Annotated in this window: 16 protein-coding genes, 1 pseudogene, 1 riboswitch and 1 other annotated feature; of the genes and pseudogenes, 14 read left to right on the top strand and 3 right to left on the bottom strand. The window is 33.6% G+C overall.

Annotated features, from left to right (window positions below; all coding sequences use genetic code 11):
- Nucleotides 1-14 precede the first annotated feature (14 nt).
- A riboswitch (FMN riboswitch) is annotated at nt 15-157 on the top strand.
- A 141-nt stretch (nt 158-298) separates the two neighbouring features.
- Genes ribD through ribE form a run of 4 tightly spaced genes read left to right on the top strand, consistent with a single transcriptional unit; the run spans nt 299 to nt 3,648 of the window.
- On the top strand, nt 299-1,342 hold the full coding sequence (ribD, locus tag HMPREF3239_RS08620; protein WP_053030542.1) for a bifunctional diaminohydroxyphosphoribosylaminopyrimidine deaminase/5-amino-6-(5-phosphoribosylamino)uracil reductase RibD: 1,044 nt from the start codon (nt 299-301) through the stop codon (nt 1,340-1,342).
- Between the two features lie 6 nt (nt 1,343-1,348).
- On the top strand, nt 1,349-1,981 hold the full coding sequence (locus HMPREF3239_RS08615; protein WP_053030540.1) for a riboflavin synthase: 633 nt from the start codon (nt 1,349-1,351) through the stop codon (nt 1,979-1,981).
- A gap of 15 nt (nt 1,982-1,996) precedes the next feature.
- Nucleotides 1,997-3,178, top strand: coding sequence for a bifunctional 3,4-dihydroxy-2-butanone-4-phosphate synthase/GTP cyclohydrolase II (locus HMPREF3239_RS08610; RefSeq protein ID WP_070855368.1), 1,182 nt, complete (start codon nt 1,997-1,999; stop codon nt 3,176-3,178).
- A gap of 11 nt (nt 3,179-3,189) precedes the next feature.
- A complete protein-coding gene (gene ribE, locus HMPREF3239_RS08605) occupies nt 3,190-3,648 on the top strand; it encodes a 6,7-dimethyl-8-ribityllumazine synthase (protein WP_053030536.1) in 459 nt (152 codons plus the stop codon).
- Between the two features lie 215 nt (nt 3,649-3,863).
- On the opposite strand, the gene HMPREF3239_RS08600 is transcribed toward ribE, so the two are convergent.
- Nucleotides 3,864-4,865, bottom strand: a complete 1,002-nt coding sequence (locus HMPREF3239_RS08600; RefSeq protein WP_070855366.1) for a proline dehydrogenase family protein — start codon at nt 4,863-4,865, stop codon at nt 3,864-3,866.
- 224 nt (nt 4,866-5,089) lie between these two features.
- Here HMPREF3239_RS08600 and HMPREF3239_RS08595 point away from each other — a divergent pair, with 224 nt between their 5' ends.
- Together HMPREF3239_RS08595 and HMPREF3239_RS08590 are read left to right on the top strand one after the other, a co-directional pair.
- Entirely contained in the window at nt 5,090-5,917 is an 828-nt protein-coding gene (locus HMPREF3239_RS08595; protein WP_070855364.1) for an alpha/beta fold hydrolase, read from the top strand.
- Between the two features lie 356 nt (nt 5,918-6,273).
- Nucleotides 6,274-6,675, top strand: coding sequence for a transcriptional regulator, SarA/Rot family (locus HMPREF3239_RS08590; RefSeq protein ID WP_070855362.1), 402 nt, complete (start codon nt 6,274-6,276; stop codon nt 6,673-6,675).
- A 139-nt stretch (nt 6,676-6,814) separates the two neighbouring features.
- Here HMPREF3239_RS08590 and HMPREF3239_RS08585 read toward each other — a convergent pair whose 3' ends face one another.
- The gene (locus HMPREF3239_RS08585) at nt 6,815-7,375 is read right to left on the bottom strand and encodes a tRNA 5-(aminomethyl)-2-thiouridylate-methyltransferase MnmM (protein WP_053030528.1); all 561 of its coding nucleotides are present in this window, start codon (nt 7,373-7,375) and stop codon (nt 6,815-6,817) included.
- Nucleotides 7,372-8,331: a tRNA modification radical SAM protein MnmL/YtqA gene (locus HMPREF3239_RS08580; protein ID WP_053030526.1), complete on the bottom strand. Its 960-nt coding sequence runs from the start codon at nt 8,329-8,331 to the stop codon at nt 7,372-7,374. The genes HMPREF3239_RS08585 and HMPREF3239_RS08580 overlap by 4 nt, the downstream gene beginning before the upstream one ends.
- 109 nt (nt 8,332-8,440) lie before the next feature.
- Between HMPREF3239_RS08580 and HMPREF3239_RS08575 the strand changes: the two genes are divergently transcribed.
- The 8 genes and pseudogenes from HMPREF3239_RS08575 to HMPREF3239_RS08550 all read left to right on the top strand — a co-directional run.
- Nucleotides 8,441-9,631, top strand: a complete 1,191-nt coding sequence (locus tag HMPREF3239_RS08575) for an MDR family MFS transporter (protein ID WP_070855360.1) — start codon at nt 8,441-8,443, stop codon at nt 9,629-9,631.
- 65 nt (nt 9,632-9,696) lie between these two features.
- Nucleotides 9,697-9,882, top strand: a binding site (T-box leader).
- A gap of 47 nt (nt 9,883-9,929) precedes the next feature.
- Nucleotides 9,930-12,344 (top strand): leucine--tRNA ligase, encoded by a 2,415-nt coding sequence (gene leuS / locus HMPREF3239_RS08570; protein ID WP_070855358.1) that lies wholly within the window; start codon nt 9,930-9,932, stop codon nt 12,342-12,344.
- Nucleotides 12,345-12,365: 21 nt separating this feature from the next.
- Entirely contained in the window at nt 12,366-12,677 is a 312-nt protein-coding gene (locus HMPREF3239_RS08565) for a rhodanese-like domain-containing protein (protein ID WP_070855356.1), read from the top strand.
- Between the two features lie 226 nt (nt 12,678-12,903).
- Nucleotides 12,904-13,347 (top strand): YSIRK-type signal peptide-containing protein, encoded by a 444-nt coding sequence (locus HMPREF3239_RS12675; RefSeq protein WP_256323749.1) that lies wholly within the window; start codon nt 12,904-12,906, stop codon nt 13,345-13,347.
- Nucleotides 13,298-19,381, top strand: coding sequence for a SasC/FmtB family protein (locus HMPREF3239_RS08560; RefSeq protein ID WP_256323748.1), 6,084 nt, complete (start codon nt 13,298-13,300; stop codon nt 19,379-19,381). The genes HMPREF3239_RS12675 and HMPREF3239_RS08560 overlap by 50 nt, the downstream gene beginning before the upstream one ends.
- Nucleotides 19,382-19,669: 288 nt before the next feature.
- Nucleotides 19,670-19,756, top strand: a pseudogene (locus HMPREF3239_RS12795) (YSIRK-type signal peptide-containing protein); the annotation flags it as partial.
- 306 nt (nt 19,757-20,062) lie between these two features.
- Complete coding sequence (locus HMPREF3239_RS08555) at nt 20,063-21,874, top strand: SasC/FmtB family protein (RefSeq protein ID WP_371106762.1); 1,812 nt, start codon at nt 20,063-20,065, stop codon at nt 21,872-21,874.
- The coding region (locus HMPREF3239_RS08550; RefSeq protein ID WP_141763608.1) for a DUF1542 domain-containing protein at nt 21,871-22,981 on the top strand (1,111 nt) is incomplete at its 3' end. The genes HMPREF3239_RS08555 and HMPREF3239_RS08550, both read left to right, overlap by 4 nt.

Genomic DNA, 22,981 nt, shown 5'->3' with positions numbered 1-22,981 from the left:
TCACAATTTCATATGAATTCTTTCGGGGCGGGGTGCAATTCCCAACCGGCAGTAAATTAAGCCTGCGACCTGTCAAAGTATATGGTTAACTACTTTGATGGCTGATCTAGTGAAAGTCTAGAGCCGACAGTGAAAGTCTGGATGGGAGAAAGAATCGAGACGTCAATTTAAGTTATAATGACGCTTATTTAGCATACACATTTAAGAAATGTTGTAAGCTTATTTGAACATATATTTAATTTCCCTATGCCTGTAATTGTTTTATTGGTATAGGGAATTTTTATTTTGAGGTGATGAATTGAGTTATTTTATGAATTATGCAATACAACTCGCACAAATGGTTGAAGGTCAAACGGGTGTTAACCCGCCAGTGGGTGCTGTCGTAGTCAAGAACGGCAGAATTGTCGGACTGGGTGCACATCTTAAACAAGGTGATAAACACGCGGAAGTACAAGCACTTGATATGGCTGGAGAAAATGCAAAAGGTGGAACGATTTACATTTCGTTAGAACCTTGTACGCACTTTGGCTCAACACCACCATGTGTGAATAAAATTATAGAATTTGGACTAAGTAAAGTTGTTTACGCTGTTAAAGATACAACATTACCTTCTGAAGGGGATGCAATATTAGAACAAGCTGGCATCGAAGTTGAATATCAATACACTGAAGATGCAGCTGCGTTGTATCGTGACTTTTTCAAAGCTAAGTCAGAACAACTACCTGAAATCACGATGAAAGTGTCTGTATCATTAGATGGTAAACAGGCTACTGATATGGGTCAAAGCAAATGGATTACAAATTCAGATGTGAAACAAGATGTTTATCATTTAAGACATACGCATGATGCTGTATTAACGGGTAATGGCACAATTAACGCTGACAATCCCCAATATACGACGCGTATTCCAAACGGTAAACATCCTATTCGAATCGTTTTATCAAGAAGTGGCAACATTGACTTTACAAAGCAATTGTTCCAAGATTCTTCAAGCGAAGTTTGGATATACACAGAAAATGAGCATCTTAAAAGTCCAAATGCAAATGTCAAAATTATCTATTTAACTGAATGTAAATTAAAAGATATTTTAAAAGATATTTATAAGCGAGGTATTGGTAAGTTATTAATAGAAGCTGGACCTCGTGTAACTTCGGAATTTCTCCAAACACATTTTATCGATCAACTTATTATTTATTACGCCCCGAAAATAATAGGTGGTTCTGGGAAAAATCAATTCTATCAAACAAATGATGTCATTGATTTAAACCACGCCACGCAATTTGAAATTATTTCTACTGAATTAATTAATCAAAACTTAAAAATGATCTTGCGAAAGAAGTGACAACTCATGTTTACAGGTATCGTTGAAGAAATTGGTACTGTCAAGAATATTCGTACGCATCAATCAGTTAGAACACTGGATATTGCTTGTCAAACGATTGTAGAAGACATGCACATTGGTGATTCTATTAGTGTGAATGGTGCATGTCTAACGGTAATTGATTTTACAAGTAACTATTTTTCGGTACAAGTTATTAAAGGTACTGAAGATAAAACATACTTATCACAAATTAAGCAAAATGATGAAGTGAATTTAGAACGCGCAATGCCAGGAGATGGTCGCTTTGGAGGTCATTTCGTTTTAGGTCACGTCGATGATAAAGGTGTGATTACGCATGTAAACGAAACATCTAATTCAAGAATTGTTTCGATTAAAGCATCGCCAAGGATTATTAAACAAATGGTTAAGCAAGGCTCTATCACTGTAGATGGTGTAAGCTTAACTGTTTTCGATCTTCGGAATGATAGTTTTGATATTCATTTAATACCTGAAACGAGACGTTCAACGATTTTATCTTCCAAGCAAAAAGGAGATTCAGTTCATCTAGAAACGGATGTTCTTTTCAAATACGTTGAGCGAATGATGAGTAGAAATGAATCAGAACTTACATTAGATAAGCTGAAAGCATTTGGATTTTAGGAGGCGTAAGATTAAATGAAATTTGATGAGATAAAAGATGCACTAAATGCTTTACAACGTGGTGAAAGTATTATTGTAGTGGACGATGAAGATCGTGAAAATGAAGGTGACCTGGTTGCTGTTACGCAATGGATGAATGATAATACCATCAATTTTATGGCAAAAGAAGGTAGAGGATTAATTTGTGCACCAATTAGTAAAGATATAGCTCAAAGATTAAATCTAACAACGATGGTTGACCATAATACGGATGACTTTGGAACGAATTTCACAGTTAGTGTTGATCATGTAACAACTTCAACTGGTATAAGTGCATTTGACCGAATGGCAACGGCACGTGCCTTAATTAATCCTGAATCTACACCGTCGGATTTTCATAAACCTGGTCATCTATTTCCACTCATTGCTAAGGAAAAGGGTGTATTAGAACGTACCGGTCATACTGAAGCGGCTGTTGATTTAGCCAAACTTACGCAAGCTAAGCCTGCTGGTGTAATATGCGAAATTATGAACGAAGATGGCACTATGGCTAAAGGTGAACAACTTGAAGTATTTAAACAACGTCATGGCCTTAAAATGATTACAATTGAAAGTTTAGTTAAATACCAGAAGGACAAAAACGCTAATGTTGAAATGAAAGCAAAGGTAAATATGCCAACAGATTACGGTTCTTTTGAAATGTATGGATTTGAATCACCATTAACTAATGAAGAAATTGTTGTACTTGCTAAGGGTAAACCACGTGCGACTGAAAATGTACGTATTCACTCCGCTTGTTTAACAGGTGACATCTTCCATAGTCAAAGATGCGATTGTGGTGCACAACTAGAAGCGGCAATGAAATATATTCATTCGCATGGTGGCTTAATTATCTATTTACCTCAAGAGGGTAGAGGGATAGGGTTAATAAATAAACTAAGAGCATATGAATTGATCGAACAGGGTCATGATACAGTAACAGCTAACTTAGCTTTAGGTTTTGATGAAGATTTGAGAGATTATCACATTGCAGCACAAATATTAAATTATTTTAATGTACAACAAGTGAACTTGTTAAGTAATAATCCCAAAAAATTTGAAGGTTTATCTGAATATGGTATTACAGTTGCGGATCGTACACCAATTATAGTGGCAGAAACTGAATATAACCATGAGTATATGAATACCAAAAAAATCAAAATGGGTCATTTAATTTAGGAGGAATAAATATGAACTTTGAAGGTAAATTAGTAGGAACAGATTTAAAAGTAGCAATTGTAGTAAGTCGTTTTAATGATTTCATTACCAATCGTCTATTAGATGGTGCGAAAGATACACTCGTACGTCATGGTGTTGAAGAGAGTAATATAGATGTTGCATATGTCCCTGGTGCATTTGAGATTCCATTAGTCTCAAAAAAACTTGCCCAAAAAGGTGCATATGACGCAATTATAACTTTAGGTTGTGTTATAAGAGGCGCAACATCTCATTATGATTATGTATGTAATGAGGTAGCTAAAGGTGTTTCTAAGGCAAATGACGTGAGTGATACACCAGTTATATTTGGTGTATTAACAACAGAAAGTATTGAACAAGCAGTTGAAAGAGCGGGTACTAAAGCAGGAAATAAAGGTGCCGAAGCGGCAGTGAGTGCGATTGAAATGGCTAATTTATTAAAACAGTTTTAATTTGAAATGATAGGGAGTGGGACAGAATTCTTTTAAATTCGTCGTCCACTCCCAACTTGCTTTGCTTGTAGAATTTCTTCATGAAATTCTCTTTGTTGGGGCCCCGCCCGCAAGTATGACTTGAACTGAGAAAAGCTTGATTTAACGGCCTTCTCAGTTCAGTCAGCTACTGCGAATTTGCAAAATAGCTTCATTATATTATTTTTGTCCCGGACTTATCGTTTTATAAGTTTAGTTACACCTGAAATTATAAAGGCTGCTCCAAGTCCTAAACTAGTGAAAAGACCAATTTTCTTCAATGTTTTAGTTGAGACAAACTCTTGATATGCTAGTGCTAAATTTTGTGGACGCTCAGCTAATCTACGCATGAAATAACCGAACCAGTCATTACCATATGGTACATAAATAGTGAAATGGTATCCTTGTCGTGCAATTTCTTCAGCTAATTCGCTACGGAATCCATATAACATTTGAAATTCGAATTGATCCTTATCGATATTATGTAATTTAACAAATTGTTTAACATGGTTAATAATTTGGTCATCATGTGTAGCGATAGAAGTGAAATTTTTAGCATTTAAAAGTCGTTTTTCGATGATTTTTATGTAATTTTCATCAATTTCTTCTTTAGTTTGATAAGCGATTTGTTGATCCTCTTTGTAAGCACCTTTGACTAATCTTAAGCGTAAATTAGGATATTTATCAATTAAATCAACTGCATCATAAAGATAAGCTTGTATTACAGTACCAACGTTTCTGAATTCCCCTTTAAGACGATCTAGTACTTCTACGATTTGTTGTAAACTGTCATATTTTTCAGTGTCAATGTTAATATGCATATTATTGAATTCATTAGCTTTAAGTAATATTTCTCTTAAATTGTTATAGGCTAATTCTGTATCAAATCCACCACCCAGTGAACTTAATTTTACTGACATATGTGCATCGACATTATAATCTTTAATGGCTTGCATAACTTCTAAAATTTCATGTTTTGCTTGATTTGCTTCTTCAACCGTTCCAACAAATTCGCCAAGATTATCTACTGTAACAGCAATATTTAAATCGTTGAGTCTCTCGATTGTATCAATTAGTTGCTCGATCGTATTGCCAGCTACAACTTTGTTAGCACCCATTTTCGGACCTACTTTTTTGGCAGTTTCATTTAAATATGTGCTATTTGATAATGCAATAAAAAAATTTTTGAAAAGTGACATATCCCATTCCTCCAAATTACATTAAACTAATAATTTAATAATAGTTTAGCATGAATATTACATAGTAGAAAGCGTTTTCAATTATCTGAATACTATAAAAAAGAGTATAATTACATTGTTGAACAATATTTATAATGAGATTGTGTCTCAGATTTACACCAGACTTAACAGATAATCTGATATAATACATTTATTGAAATATAAGTTAGAGAGGAATCAAACATATGTGGAAATGGGAAACTGAACATGATGCTAAAGGTGTCGTTGTTATAGTGCATAATATCTTAGAGCATACTGGTAGATATGCTTATGTCATTACGATGTTAAGACGTAATGGCTATCACGTAATCATGGGTGATTTACCTGGCCAAGGTCAAACTTCTAGAGCGAGTAAAGGGCAACTCGAGCATTTTGATATTTACCATGAAACGCTGTTGGAATGGGTTAGAATCGCAAATGAATATAAAATTCCTACATTCGTTATGGGCGTCGGGCTAGGTGGATTGATATTATTAAATGTACTTGAAAAAGCAGAATTGCCTATCGAGGGTATGTTACTCCTTTCTCCATTGTTAGAATTTAAAAGAAACAATAAAACGCGCAAAGATATGCTTATCTCTAATATTGGTAAAGGTTCTAAGGATGCACGCTTCAACTTAGGTATAGAACCTGAAGACTTAACACGAAATGATGAAGTAATTGATGAAACAAATCAAGATGGTTTAATGTTAAGAAAGGTAACTTATAAATGGTATAACATAGTTCTAGAAACAATGAAAGATACAGTACAGCATTTGAAAGACATCCAATCAATGCCAACATTACTCATGTATGGCACAGAAGATAAAATATTAGAATTGCGTTCTTTAGAAGAATTAAAAAATAAACTTAGCACGAATGAATTTTATTATAAAGTTTGGCAAGGGCTCTATCACGAGATTCATAATGAACCTGAACGTGATCAAGTGATGCGCTATGTTTTAACATTTTTAAATAACAGTGTGAATACTATGGGCTTTATTGTTAATGAAGAAGAAATTGAAGAAGTATGATACATTTGGCTAACCAATGATTTAATTTGTTGGTTAGCTTTTTTTAAACACCTAATTAAATATAATGCAATTGTTTGATTGAATAAGTTAATTTAGTAATAGTAAGTTAATAACTTTTAAAGATAAGTAAAAATATAATATAATGTAAATAGTATATCATTAATAATTTAATTATATATTTGTCTATTAGAGTTTAAAATTTAAAGTATTTTAACATTTGCTTTAATGTAAGTTAATTTTTGGGAGCTATTATAAATTGTTTAATTACAATAGTGATAATTGGGTAAATATATAGTGACAGATAATTTAATCATTTTAAAATCAGAATGTGTACAATCGGTTAGGGAGGGAGCAGCATGAGTAATCAAGCAGGAGAGAATGTTTCAATGATATTACAGCTTGAAGAAGTCTGTAAGGAAATCAATTCAATTTTTAAAATAATATATGAAACTTATGATTTAACTAAAGAAGAGGTTTTAATTTTACTTACTTTATGGGACAAAGGTCCTATGACGCTGAAAGAAATGGATAGTTACGTTAATATTAAGTCTTATAAACGTACCCGTACATATAATAAATTGGTTCACTCTGAATGGATTTTTAAAGAACGTCCTTTGGATGATGAACGTACTGTAATTATACATTTTAATGAAGCTAAACAAGAACAGAAAAATGAACTGTTAGATTTCATTACCGCAACTATAAAAAAACGATATGAAATATTAGAAAACAGTTTAAATTTATTAATGCGTGTTTAAGTAATCAAATCTCAGTTTGATGTCATATTGACTTATACTATAAGCGTGTTATATAAAAAATCCACTCCGTAATTAATATTTTGGAGTGGATTTTTTGTATTCTTATTAAGAATGTTAGGTTTCTTGTTAGATGTTAAAGCTAACGTTTTTCAATGGCACAAATGAAGGGTGCATGATTCACTTGATTCATAAATTGATATTTAAGAATATGTGCTTTATTTTGATCGAATGCTTCTAGAAACGTTAATAAAGCGTCTCTCTCAATTTGACCTTCAGGGTGGCCGTGATAGATAACTAATACGATAATGCCTTCAACACTTAAATAATCAAAGATGTTATTAATCGCGTTGATAGTAGTTTCTGGTTTCGTAACGATAGATTTATCTCCTTTAGGTAAATACCCAAGATTGAAGATGGCGGCATCAATATGACCTTTATAGTTAGAATCGATATGTTGTTGCACATTCTCGTGGCCATCTTGAATGAGCGTTACGTTATCGTATGTTTTTACCTTTTCATAAGTGGATTGAATAGCAGATGCTTGGATGTCAAATCCGAATACGTGACCCTCTGGAACTTGTTGCGCAAGGAATTTCGTGTCATTACCATTGCCACAAGTTGCATCAATGACGATGCTTTGCGAATTAATGTGTTCAGTTATTAACGTTTTCGAAAAGGGGAGAATACGTTCTAATTTCATAATTTGACCTTTTCTTCAGTTTGATAATATTTACCTTGATATGATTCGCGTCTTGCTAATTCATTATCAATTTCATTTAAAACTTCCCATTTATTAACACTCCACATTGGACCAACCATTAAGTCGATAGGACCATCTCCAGTAATTCGATGTATAATCATTTCTGGAGGTAAAATCTCAAGTTGATCACAAACTAGATTGGTATAATCTTCTTGAGACATAAATTCAAGCATTCCTTTTTCATACTGTTTAACCATTGGCGTACCTTTTAATAAATGAAGTAAATGGATTTTAATACCTTGAACATCCATTTGCGCTACTTCACGAGCTGTTTCCATCATCATTTGATAGTCTTCTCCTGGTAATCCATTGATGATATGTGTGCAAACATTAATATTGTGTTTTCTTAACTTTGCCACACCTTCATAATAAGTTTGCATATCATGTGCACGGTTAATCAAATCAGATGTTTCTTGATGGACAGTCTGTAAACCTAATTCTACCCATAAATAAGTACGTTCATTAAGTTCTGCTAAATAGTCTACAACGTCATCTGGTAAGCAATCTGGTCGTGTTGCTATAGACAAACCAACAACGCCTTCTTCTTTAAGGACAGGCTCATACTTCTCTTTTAATACTTCTACTGGTGCATGCGTATTAGTGAAGGCTTGGAAATAAGCAATATATTTACCCTCGCTCCATTTTTCGTGCATTCTATCTTTAATTTGTTGGAATTGAACTTCAATTGGATCAGCTCTATTACCGGCAAAGTCGCCACTTCCTGCTGCTGAACAAAATGTACAACCACCATGTGCAACTGTGCCATCACGGTTAGGACAATCAAATCCACCGTCCAGCGCTACTTTAAAAATCTTTTGCCCAAATCTATTTTTTAAATGGTAATTCCATGTATGATATCGTTTATTTTCAAAGGCATACGGGAAATAGTTACCCATAACACATTTTCCTTTCTATCTAACTTAGTTCTAAGTAAAGATTTTAACATACTTTAATGTTATAGTGTTTAATGTGGTTCAACAAAAATATAAAGAGGGGACTAATAGTATGAATATACCTAGATCAGTATGGTGGCTAGTTATAGGTATGGCACTGAATATAACTGGCTCTAGCTTTTTATGGCCTTTAAACACAATTTATATGAAAGAAGAGCTGGGTAAGAGCCTGACAATTGCTGCGATTGTTCTAATGGTTAATTCATTTGGAATGGTAGTCGGAAATTTATTAGGGGGTTCATTATTCGATAAATTAGGCGGCTATCGAACAATTATGATTGGTACTGTGACTTGTTTAATAAGTACGACACTCTTAAACTTCTTCCATGGATGGCCATGGTATGCAGTTTGGTTAGTACTGTTAGGCTTTGGTGGAGGTATGATAGTTCCCGCAATATATGCAATGGCTGGTGCCGTTTGGCCTAATGGGGGAAGAACAACATTTAATGCTATCTACTTAGCTCAAAACATTGGTGTAGCAACGGGCGCAGCAATGGGTGGTTTCGTGGCTGAATTAAGTTTTAATTATATCTTTTTAGCTAACTTAATCATGTACGTCTTATTTGCAATTGTTGCAATAACGCAGTTCAATCTTGAGTATCATGCTAAATTTCGAACACCCGACAGTATAGATATTCACAATAAAGAAAACAAAAAACGGTTTATTGCACTATTATTATTATGTGTCATGTTTGCTATCTGTTGGATTGCTTATATTCAATGGGAAACAACAATTGCATCATTCACGCAAGAATTAAATATTTCAATGTCTCAATATAGCGTATTATGGACAGTGAATGGTATTATGATTTTAGTTGCGCAACCGTTAATAAGACCAGCGATTATGTTATTAAAAGGAAACTTAAAACATCAAATGTTTGTTGGGATTTTAATCTTTATGTTGTCATTCTTTGTTACTAGTTTTGCAGAACAATTTACTGTATTTCTAATCGGAATGATTATTTTAACGTTTGGTGAAATGTTTGTATGGCCTGCTGTTCCAACAATCGCTAACTATTTAGCACCTGAAGGTAAACAAGGTCAATATCAAGGTGTTGTCAATTCAGCATCAACTGTTGGTAAGGCATTTGGTCCGTTGATTGGTGGATTATTAGTAGATACGTTTAACATGAGTGCAATGTTTATCGGTATCATGCTTTTATTAATCATTGGAATTATTTTCCTTTCAATCTTTGATAAGGGTCTGCCTAAAAGAGCACAATCAAAACGTTCAAGACAGTAACTATATTTAAGTGTAAGTTGAAATAAATTAATAACTACTACTTGCAATTACTGCTTGAATCTCATAATATTAAAATGTATTGGAGTAGTAGCTTAAATACTTTTCATCAGAGAGCTAGTGGTGGTGAGAACTAGTGTTAAGAATTAAGTGAACTTACCGTTAAATAATTAAATTTAAAACATCTCTTACTATTATAAAGTGCACATAATATGTGAATTAGGGTGGTACCGCGGCTATTCGTCGTCCCTATCATAAATAATAGTTAGAGATGTTTTTTTATTTATAGGAGGAAATAGATTTGGGATATAATCATAAGGAAATTGAGAAAAAATGGCAAAATTATTGGGCAGACAACAAAACTTTTAAAACAAGCGATAACTTAGGTCAAAAGAAATTTTATGCGTTAGATATGTTCCCGTATCCATCAGGAGCAGGTTTACATGTCGGACACCCTGAAGGTTATACCGCTACGGATATTGTATCTAGATATAAACGTATGCAAGGTTATAACGTTCTTCATCCAATGGGATGGGATGCGTTTGGTTTACCGGCAGAGCAATATGCTTTAGATACGGGTAATGACCCTAGAGAATTTACACAACAAAATATTCAAACGTTTAAACGTCAAATTCAAGAATTAGGATTTAGTTATGATTGGGATAGAGAAGTTAATACGACAGATCCAGAGTATTATAAATGGACGCAATGGATTTTCATTCAACTTTACAATAAAGGATTAGCCTATGTTGATGAAGTAGCTGTTAACTGGTGTCCAGCATTGGGTACTGTATTGTCTAATGAAGAAGTAGTGGACGGTGTATCTGAACGTGGAGGACATCCTGTTTATAGACGTCCAATGAAACAATGGGTACTAAAAATTACAGAATATGCTGATCGTTTATTAGAAGACTTAGACGAACTGGATTGGCCTGAATCTATTAAAGATATGCAACGTAATTGGATTGGCCGATCTGAAGGTGCAAGCGTATCTTTTAAAGTAGATAACAGTGATGAAAGTATTGATGTGTTTACTACAAGACCGGACACAATTTATGGTACGACTTTCCTAGTATTAAGTCCTGAACACGCTTTAGTAAATAAAATTACGTCTGCCGATAAACTTGAAACGGTTAAACAATATCAAGAAGAAGCTTCAAAAAAATCCGATTTAGAACGTACTGATTTAGCAAAAGATAAATCAGGAGTGTTTACGGGTGCATACGCTATCAATCCGTTATCAGGTGAGACATTACCAATTTGGATTGCAGATTATGTACTATCTAGTTATGGTACAGGCGCAGTCATGGCTGTACCTGCGCATGACGAACGTGATTATGAATTTGCATCTAAATTTAATTTACCAATTAACGAAGTGATTGCTAGTGGAGATATTCAAAAAGAAGCATACACAGGTGTTGGTGAACATATTAATTCAGGTGAATTAAATGGCTTAGATAATGAAGCGGCGATCTCTAAAGCAATTGAACTATTAGTTGCTAAAGGTGCAGGCGAAAAGAAAGTAAACTACAAACTAAGAGATTGGTTATTCAGTAGACAACGTTATTGGGGAGAACCTATTCCAGTTATACACTGGGAAGACGGTTCTATGACTACAGTGCCAGAAGATGAATTACCTTTATTACTTCCAGAAACAGATGAAATTAAACCTTCAGGAACTGGAGAATCTCCATTAGCTAATATTGATGAATTCGTAAATGTCGTTGATGAGAAAACTGGCATGAAAGGTCGTCGTGAAACGAATACAATGCCACAATGGGCAGGAAGCTGTTGGTATTATTTAAGATATATCGATCCTCATAATAGTAAGATGTTAGCTGATCCAGAAAAATTAAAACACTGGTTGCCAGTTGATTTATACATTGGTGGTGTTGAACACGCAGTACTACACTTATTATATGCAAGATTTTGGCATAAAGTTTTATTTGACTTAGGTGTTGTTCCAACTAAAGAACCTTTCCAAAAATTATATAATCAAGGTATGATTCTTGGTGAAGGTAATGAAAAAATGAGTAAGTCAAAAGGCAACGTAGTTAACCCAGATGATATTGTCAATTCTCATGGTGCTGATACATTACGTTTATATGAAATGTTTATGGGACCATTAGATGCTGCGATTGCATGGAGTGAAAATGGACTTGACGGTTCTAGACGTTTCTTAGATCGTGTATGGCGATTATTCATTAATGAAGATGGTTCATTAACAGATAAAGTAGTTGAAAACAATGACACTAAATTAGATAAAGTATTTAACCAAACTGTGAAAAAGGTAACAGAAGATTTTAATTCATTGAACTTTAACACAGCTATTAGCCAATTGATGGTATTTATTAACGAGTGTTATAAATCAGAAACTATTTATAAACCATATGCAGAAGGTTTCATTAAAATGTTAGCACCAATTGCGCCTCATATTGGTGAAGAATTATGGAACAGATTGGGTAATGATGATACGATTACTTACCAACCTTGGCCAACCTATGATGAATCATTATTAGTTGATGCAGAAGTAGAAATTGTTGTCCAAGTTAACGGTAAAGTTAGAGCCAAAATGAATATTCCTAAAGACACGTCTAAAGATGAGATGGAAGCATTAGCATTACAAGACGAAAATGTTAAACTATCTATAGAGGGTAAAGACATTAAAAAAGTGATTGCTGTGCCTCAAAAATTAGTAAATATTGTTGCTAAATAATAATTAAAAGGAGTTTTAATAATGGAATCTATTACAGTAGATCAATTAAAAGAGAAAGTATTAGAATCTAATCCAGTTAACATTGTGGATGTTAGAACTGACGAAGAAACTGCAATGGGAGTTATACCTGGAGCTAAAACAATTCCAATGGATCAAATTCCTGATAACCTAAATTATTTTAATGACAAAGACACATACTATATTATCTGTGCAGCTGGAATGCGTAGTGCAAAAGTTGTGAAATATTTAGAAGACCATGATATTCATGCTATTAATGTAGAAGGTGGTATGAACGAATGGGGCACTGCAGGTACAGAAATAAATAGTATTTAATCATGCATAAGCGACTGACAAATTCAAATGTCAGTCGCTTTTTTGATTTTTAAGAGGACTAAATTATATTTTATAAAATATTTATCATAATAATTTAAAATACACTAGCGTACAATGATTAATAGTGATAGAATAATTCCGTAAATGGTCAAATAGGATTTAGACTATATTTTGACTAATTCATTAAATCAAGGACATCAAGATCAGACTACAAGGAGGATATTTAATGAATCTATTTAAAAAACAAAAATTCAGTATACGTAAATTTACAGTTGGTACGTTCTCAACAGTGATTGCTACATTAGCATTTATCACACATACAGGACATGCAGCTGAATTGGATGAGCAAAGTCAATCTGCTCAACAAAAGGTTACTGAAACAAGCGGTACAGATGATACTAATCAAAAATCAACTGCTCCTGACAATGCATCTTCACAAGTAAAATCTAAAGAAGACACAAGCAACACACCTTCTAAAGTGGAAACGAAAGCAGATAATAATCCTGCACCAAAACAAAACTCAGTTGATGATACAAGTGCTAAATCGAGCAAGTCTGAAACTTTAAGTAACAATAAAAATTCAAACAAAGATTTAGCTGAGACAAAGTCTAAAGATCATAATGTTGACACTAATCAACCATTATCAGAAGAAAAAAACGTCATCAAATGAAAAGCGTAATACGGCTAAACATAAAAGAGTGAAACGTGATGCCAGTGATGCGACTTCAAATACACAATCGCAGCAGGATCCAATGGCAATTAATGAAACAAACTCAGGTCAAATTATTAATGGTAATTTCGCTGATACATCTAACGGTGCGGAACTTCCTACTGCAGCAACAGAATCAGCTATGGATGCTGCAAGTACAATACCAGGATGGCAAGTAGTCAATAGTCAACAAACACAAATTCCACTAGTTTGGGGACCTAAAGCTTTACCATCATATACGTATGTTACATTTGATAAGACTAATAACAAAATTGGTGCTGTATTATCTAAATATAGCGATAACTTATCATATGGTAGACCAGTTAATAGTGTAGGACCGATTTATCAAGATATCGATGTTACACCAGGTTCAGAATTACAATTCCATTTTATTGGTACATCTATGGGGAACGTATCTGGATTTAATAGTGCACGTTTATATGTCTATGATGCTAATAATCCTTCAACATTATTATATAAAGGTACACCTAAAACGAGTGGCCAACCTTTTGGTATTTTTAAAGGGGTATTTAATGTACCTGATAATATTTCAAGAATCAGAGTTCAATTCGAATCTTTAGTGAATGTTAGTCATGACACTTACAGTGGCCACCGTTTACTTAAAGGCCCTAATAACTTTGGTGGTGGTGTAGTTGCCGACGTTTCTGTGAATACCGGTGCTTACTTGAAAGTAAGTGCAGCTCAAACAGAATATCAAGCACACTCTACTTCTGCGTCATCACCTAATGTCAATGCTAAATTAAATTTTTCTATTGAGAATAAAGGACACTCAAGTTCTAACAAAACTCAATATAAAGTTGTTTTACCAGAAGGGGCTACTTTTGTTACTGCAGAAAATGCAACAGGTTCATTTAATGAAGATACAAGAGAGTTGACACTTAATATTAATCCAATAGACGCTGGTTCTACACGAGATATATCTTATACTGTATCATTACCTACTTCAGTTCCAATTAAAAAAGATTTTAACGGTAATCTGATTTATCAAACTGAAGGTATTAACATGAACCGAAAAAATGGTTCAAGAGACCTTGCTACGCAAACACCTGGTGATAATAACTACCTTCGATATGGTGGTAATAATGAGTTTATTATTGCTGAAAGTGATCAAAGACAAGGTACTACGAATGCACCAACACAATCTGTAACTGTCTTTATGTATAAAGATGCTATCAATAATAAAATAAGTGAGATTGAAACAGAACTTGCTCAAGCAAATCAAAATGATTACTCTACGGAGGCGTGGAACAATCTTCAAACAGCACTCACAAATGCAAAAGTTGTTAAAAATGAAACTGAATCAACACCATTAACAGATAGAAAGAATCAAGCCGAAATTAATAATTTATTATTAAACCTAGAAAAAGCAAAAGCTAAATTTGATATTGATAAAGCTGCTAAAGCTAGAGAAAATGTCATTAATAGTAACACTGAAGCTACTACTGAAGAAAAACAAGTCGCTTTAACTAAATTACAAAATAAATACACAGAAGCAAAAGGTGAAATTGATAATTTAACTACTAGTAGTGATATCGCTCCTTCAAAAGAAGCTAAAATCGCTCAAATTAACACAATTAATGTGACTGCATCTAAAAAAGCAGAAGCGAAAAAAGCTATTGAAGCGGCATTGACTGAGCGCAAAGTTTATATCGATAGTCATTATGATGCAACACAAGAAGAAAAAGATGTGGCTATGGCAAAAGCAACTGAAGAAGCTAACAAGGCGAAAGCATTAATTGATCAAGCAACTTCAAATAATGATGTAGACCAAGCTCAAACTAATGGAACAAACGTTATTAATAGTATTGATGCTGATGTAATCAAAAAAGCAAATGCTAAAAAGGCTATTGACCAAGCTGCAGAAGCTAAAAAGGCGTTAATTAATCAAATTAGTGATGCAACACAAGAAGAAAAAGACGCTGCGATTCAAAGAGTCACAGATGAAGTTAGAAATGCTGATAGACTTATTGATCAATCTACAAATAATGATGGTGTCGATGAAGTTCAAGCGCACAGTACTAGTACAATTAATAATATTCAACCTGAAATAGCTAAAAAACCTGCTGCAAAACAAGCGATTGACACTGCAGTCTTAAATCAAAAAGCATTAGTCAACAATAATAATGAGGCTACTCAAGAAGAGAAGAATGTCGCTTTAGCTAAAATCGATGAAGCAGCAAAACAAGCAAAGGCTGCAATTGATGCTGCAACTACTAATAGTGCGGTAGATGAAGCAACTAACAGCAATACTGCTATTATTTCTGGAATTCTTCCTGACACTGTGAAGAAAGCAGCAGCAAGAAAAGCAATTGATGATGCTGCAACTGCTAAAAAAGAAGCTATTAATAATACACCTGATGCAACACAAGAAGAGAAAGATGCAGCAATTGCTAAAGTCGATGCAGCTGTTACAACAGCAAAACAAGCAATAGCACAAGCAACTACTAATGATAGTGTGGATCAAGCACAAAATAATGGTAGTTCATCTATTGCTAGTATCCAACCAGAAGTCGTTAAAAAGGCAGCAGCAAGAAAAGCGATTGATGATGAAGTTGTTGCTAAGAAAGCAGCAATTGATACTGTTAACGATGCTACAGAGGAAGAAAAACAAGCAGCAAAAGCCAAAGTCGATGCTGAAGCTACAAAAGCCAAAGCAGCGATTGATCAAGCTAATACAAATAATGAAGTAGAACAGGCTAAATCATCTGGTGTAACAACTATTGAAGGTATCCAACCAGATACAATTAAAAAATCATCAGCAAAACAAGCAATTGATGATAGTGCAACTGCTAAGAAAGCAGAAATTGATAATAATAGTGACGCTACACAAGAAGAGAAAGACGCAGCAAAAGCCAAAGTCGATGCTGAAGTTGCAAAAGCAAAAACAGCGATTAATCAAGCAACAACAAATGATGGTGTTGATCAAGCGAAAGACTCAGGTACTAATTCAATATCAATTATTCAACCTGATGTTGTTAAAAAAGCTGCCGCTAGAAAAGCAATCGATGATGCAGCGATAGCTAAGAAAAATGAAATTGATCAGCATCCAACCGCTACACAAGAAGAAAAAGACGCAGCCAAAGCAAGAGTAGATGCTGAAGTACAAAAAGCTAAGGATGCAATTACGCGAGCAAATACTAATAATGATGTAGATCAAGTTCAAAATTCAGAAACTACTACAATTGCAGGTATTCAAGTAGATGCAGTTAAAAAATCTACAGCGAAACAAGCAATTGACGATGCAGCAACTGCTAAGAAGCAAGAAATTGACCAACACCCTACAGCAACACAAGAAGAAAAAGATGCAGCCAAAGCAAAAGTGGATGAAGAAGTCACTAAAGCCAAAGCAGCAATTGATCAAGCAACAACAAATGATGGTGTAGATCAAGCAAAAGACAATGGTGTTAATACGATTCATAATATCCAACCAGAGTCAATTGAAAAAATTAAAGCAAAACAAGCAATAGATGAAACTGTAACAGCTAAAAAGAATACAATTGATCAAGATGGCACTACTACACAAGAAGAAAAAGACGCAGCCAAAGCAAAAGTAGATGAAGAGGCAACTAAAGCAAAACAAGCTATTGATCAAGCAAGCACTAATGATGCTGTACATGAAACTAGAGATAATGAAATATCTGCTATTAACAAAATTCAACCTGAAGCAATTAAAAAAGCTGAGGCGAAACAAGCAATCGATGATGCTGCTACAGCTAAAAAAGCTAAAATTGACCAAGTTTCTAATGCTACACAAGAAGAGAAAGACGCAGCCAAAGCAAAAGTTGACGAAGAAGTAACAAAAGCTAAATCAACTATAGATAAAGCCGTTACAAATAATGATGTTGACCAAGCAAAAACGAATGGAACTACAATAATTTCTTCAATAGAACCAGAAACTATTAAAAAAGCTGAGGCGAAACAAGCAATCGATGTGGCAGTATCAGCTAAAAAACAAGAAATTGATAATAATGAAAATGCTACTCAAGAAGAAAAAGATGCTGCTAAAACAAAAGTAGATGAAGAAGCAACAAAAGCAAAAGCAGCGATTGATCAAGCTTCTACTAATAATGATGTAGATCAAGTTAAAACATCAGGTGAAACAACAATTTCATCTATCCAACCAGAAGTTGTTAAAAAAGCAGAAGCAAAACAAGCAATTGATGATGCAGTGACTGCTAAAAAAGCCGAAATTGATCAAAATCAAGAAGCTACTAAAGAAGAGAAAGATGCGGCAAAAGCAAAAGTAGATGAAGAAGCAACAAAAGCAAAAAATAGCATTGACCAATCATCAACAAATAATGATGTAGATCAAGCTAAAACAAACGGCGCTTCAGCTATAGCAAAAATCCAACCAGAAGTTGTTAAAAAAGCAGAGGCAAAACAAGCAATCGATGAAGCGGTGACTGCTAAAAAAGCCGAAATTGATCAAAATCAAGAAGCTACTAAAGAAGAGAAAGATGCGGCAAAAGCAAAAGTAGATGAAGAAGCAACAAAAGCAAAACAATCTATTGATAATTCGACAACAAATGAAACAGTAGATCAAGCTAAAACTCAAGGCGTTAATACTATTACATCTATTCAACCTGAAATAGTTAAAAAGTCAGAAGCAAAACGTACAATTGACGAAGTTGCTAAAGCTAAGAAGCAAGCAATTGATAATAACACAAATGCAACTCAAGAAGAAAAAGATGTAGCAAAAACAAAAGTAGATGAAGAAGTTACTAAAGCTAAGAGTGCTATAGATCAAGCAACAACTAACGACGAAGTTGACCAAGCAAAAAATAACGGCCATACAGCTATAACACCAATTGAACCTGAAACAGTTAAAAAGTTTGAAGCTAAAAATGCTATAGATGAAGTAGCTAAAGCTAAAAAAGAGTTAATCGATCAAACACCAAATGCAACAAAAGAAGAGAAAGATGCAGCAAAAGCTAAAGTAGATGAAGAAGTCACTAAAGCTAAAAAAGAAATAGATCAAGCTATTACAAATAGTGATGTTGATCAGGTTAAAAATAAAGGAACAAATGGCATTAATAGTGTTGTAGTTGAAGTAGTGAAAAAAGACGAAGCTAAAAAAGCAATCGATGAATTAGTACGTGCTAAGAAAGCCGAAATCGACAAAAATCACAATGCAACTAAAGAAGAAAAAGACACTGCAAAAGCTAAAGTCGACGAAGAAGCTAAAAAAGCAAAAGATAATATAGATCAAGGAACTACAAATGACGAAGTAGATCAAGCTAAAAATAGTAGTAGCGATATTATCAAAAAAATTCAACCAGATACTACTAAGAAAACTGTTGCGAAACAAACGCTTTTAGATCAAGCAAAAGCTAAGAAAGCCGAAATCGATAAAAATCACAATGCAACTAAAGAAGAAAAAGATGCAGCAAAAGCAGAGGTTGATAAAATAATTGATAAGGCTAATAGAGCAATAGATAATGCAAATACTAATGACGATGTTGATAAAGTTCAAGTTAATTTCACTTCTAAAATAAAAGAAGTTAAAATCAAAATTGTTAAAAAGCCACAGGCTAGAAAAAATATTTTAAATATAGCGAGAAAACAAAAAGCTAAAATTGATAATCTAAATGGTTTAACAGATGAACAAAAAAATAAAGCTAAAAACATGATTGATGAAATTGTTAAAAATGCTTTAGAAAAATTGGAAAATGATATTAATAACAACGACGTTGATGCAATTACAAATAAAGCTATTGAAGATATTGAAAAAGTTAACCCATTAAGTTCAAAAGGTAAGGAATATTTACCAAGTGGCAATAATAATGGTGGAGATAGAAATAATAATAATTCAGGTGATAATTATAATACTAGCTCAGGTAACAACAAAGGGTCTATTAAATTACCAAGTACTGGTAAAGAAAGTCAAAATCAATCACCTTTAGCAGGTTTAGCTTTGATAAGTGGTTTATTCTTATTCTTGAAAAATAGAAAAAGAAACAAAGAAAATAATTGATCAATGAGTTAAATTGGAAATCAGACTTCACAAAATTGTGGGGTCTGATTTTTTTTAGTATTCATTTGCAAAAAGCATATAATGATTTAAAATATAATTTTTTAAAGATTTATGTTATGTGAAAATCTTATGTAATGAAAAATTTATTCTGGTTATTTTAAATGATTGATGATATTATAAAAAGTATGATAACAATTGCATAAAATCATATCATACAATTTAATAGCAACACTCATTATTATTCATTATTACTATTACAACAAGACAAGAACATCAAGGAGGACAATAATGAATCTTTTTAAAAAACAGAAATTTAGTATTCGTAAATTTAGTGTAGGAATATTTTCCACTGTTATAGCTACACTGACTTTCTTATCACACCCAGGTCATGCAGCAACTCAAGAGGAAGAAAGTAATTCTTCGCAAACTACCTCACAAAATGTTAAATCTCAAACCATTGATAAATCAATAAATAATAATGATAAATACATAGATTCTGAAAATAATAATGGATCTGTTAACGATTTAGTAACTAATCAAAAGATTAACAATGAAATTAAATCTAAAGTAGAAAATATTAATGATCCCAAAAACATAGATAATCGAGAAACAAACAACTTATCTAGAGATAACAATCAAAGTACGGTTTCTAATGAAGGCAATCCAACTACTGAAAATCTTTTGAAAAATGAAAGTAATCATATTACTGTAAATAAAAATAATTTAGTACATAAAAGAACTAAACGTTCTACTGATACAATTGTTACAAATAATCAAGATCAAATGAGTTTAAATGAAACCAATTCTGGTCAAATTGTTAACGGTACTTTTACGGATACGTCTAATGGAGCAGTTATTCCTACGAATCAAACTGTGTCTGAAATGAATCAGGCAAGTAAGATTACAGGATGGCATGTCAAAGATAACGATCAAACAGTAATACCACTTATATGGGGACCTAAAGCATTACCGCCCTATAATCCTTATGTTTTTGATAAAACTAAAAATAAAATTGCTGCAGTATTATCCAAATATCCAAGTAATGTTAGTGGGGTAGCAGCAGATAAGACTGTTGGTCCAATATACCAAGATATAGATGTTACGCCAGGATCAGAAATTCAACTAAATTTCATGGGTACTTCGATGGGTAATACACACGGTATCAATGGTGTTAAAGTATCAATCTATGATGCGAATAATCCTACTGATTTACTTTACGCAGGTAGACCTAATACAGCAGGTAAATCATTTGGTGTATTTACAGGTGTATTTAATGTGCCTAACAATGTTTCAAGACTAAGATTTATGTTTGAAACACATGAAAAAAGAAGTTATGAAAGTGCAAATGGCGGTAGACTTTTAAAAGGTAATAATAATTTTGGTGGAAGTGGATTAGCAGATGTGAAAGTAAATAGTGGTGCATACTTAAAAGCAACTACTACAGAAACACAATATAAAGTTACATCCCCTTCATCTACTGCAACTACAGTAAATACTACACTAAATGTCGCATTAGAAAATAAAGGACACTCCCGTTCGAATAAAACGCAATATAAAGTGATTTTACCAGAAGGAGCTCAATTTATTTCAGCTCAAAATGCTAGAGCAAGTTATAATACATCCACTAGATTGTTAACATTAAATGTAGATAGAATAGAGCCAGGAGCGATTAAAAACATTGCTTATACTGTTTCATTACCGACTTCAGAACCTATTAAAAAGGATTTCGATGCAACATTAGTTTATGCTACTGATGGTATAAATATGAATAGAAGAAATGGAAGTCGTGATTTTGGTTTGAATGCCGATGATAACTATTTTAGATATGGTGGTAATAACGAGTATATAAAAACTGAATCAGATCAAAGAAAAGGTAATATTAATGTTGAAACACAATCTGTTACTGTCGAAATGTATAAAACTGCTTTACAAGAGAAATTTAATGAAATATCTGCTCAAATAGAGCATTTAAACCAACATGATTATTCACAAGAAGCTTGGTCATCGATGCAAAATGTTCTAAATGCATCACGTCAAATTTTAAATGAAAACGATGATACGCCTATAAGTGAAAGAAAAAATCAAGCAACTATTAATGATTTAACTTTAAAATTAGATAAAGAAAGAGCAAAACTAGATATAGATCAAGTTGCAGAGTCGCGTAAAGCAGCAATTAATAATAATAATGATGCGACTAGAGAAGAAAAAGATGCTGCTTTAACACTTTTAAAAGCAACTTTGGACGAAAAAAATAGAGATATTGAAAGTGCATCTAATACTAATGAAATTTCAGAAAGAAAGAATCAATCGGTAGTTGATATTGATCCTATAGATGTTATTCCAACAATTAAGCAACAAGCGATACAAGCGTTGCAAGATAAAGCTAATGAAAAACTAGTTGAAATTGAGAATGATACAAACGCAACATTTGAAGAAAGAGAAACAGCTAAACAAGTGTTAATGAAGCGCTCATTAATGCGACTAATGATGTGAGAAATGCAACAACTAATCAGTTAGTTGAAACAGCTCAAACTTCAAATACTAACCATATTGGTCAAATTGTACCTAACTCAGTTCATAGAAATAATATGAAACAAGAATTAGAAAGGGCTATTGCTTCTAAAAAGTCCGTAATTGATAACGATACTAATGCAACCATTGAAGAAAAAAATGAAGCGAAAGCAAAAATTGATGAAATTGCTAATCAAGCACGATTAAATATAGAGCGAGGTGTGCATAATACTGATGTTACGACTGCAAAAGAGAATGCAGTTAACAAAATCAATGATGTACAAGTTAACGCTGTTAAAAAGAATCTTGCTAGACAAGCAATAATAGATCAAGCAAATGCGAAGAAATCTGAAATAGATAGAACACCAAATGCCACAGACGAAGAAAAAGCAGTAGCAAAAGCAGTAGCAAAAGCAAAAGTCGATGAGGCAGTGAATAATACGAAAGCAGCAATAGACCAAGCGACAAATAATGCCGGTGTAGATGCAGCAAAATCATCTGGTTTAGATGCAATTAATCAAGTCCAACCAGTGGTTGTAAAAAAAGACGATGCAAAAATAGCAATAGATGAAGCAGCCCGTGCTAAGAAAGTAGAAATCGATCAAACACCAAACGCGACAGATGAAGAAAAGGCAGCAGCGAAAGCAAAAGTTGATGAAGCAGTGACATCAGCTAAAAATGCGATAGATCAAGCAACAAATAACGCAGGCGTAGATACAGCGAAAACTGAAGGAACAGACGCCATTAATCACGTCCAACCAACGGTTGAGAAAAAAGCCCAAGCAAAGAACGCAATAGATGAAGCAGCTCGTGCTAAGAAAGCAGAAATCGATCAAACACCAAACGCAACAGATGAAGAAAAAGCAACAGCAAAAGCGAAAGTCGATGAGGCAGTAACTACAGCTAAAAATGCGATAGATCAAGCGACAAATAACACAGGCGTAGATACTGCTAAATCTTCAGGTGTAGACGCGATCAATCATGTTCAACCAACGGTTGTTAAGAAAGACGAAGCAAAAGCAGCAATCGATAAAGCAGCGCAAGCAAAGAAAGCGGAAATCGATCAAACACCAAACGCAACAGATGAAG

Origin of the sequence: Staphylococcus sp. HMSC34C02, assembly GCF_001838705.1 — a bacterium.
Taxonomy (GTDB): Bacteria; Bacillota; Bacilli; order Staphylococcales; family Staphylococcaceae; genus Staphylococcus; species Staphylococcus borealis.
The sequence above is the reverse complement of the archived record's forward strand: the minus strand, read 5'-3'. Positions and strand labels throughout refer to the sequence as shown.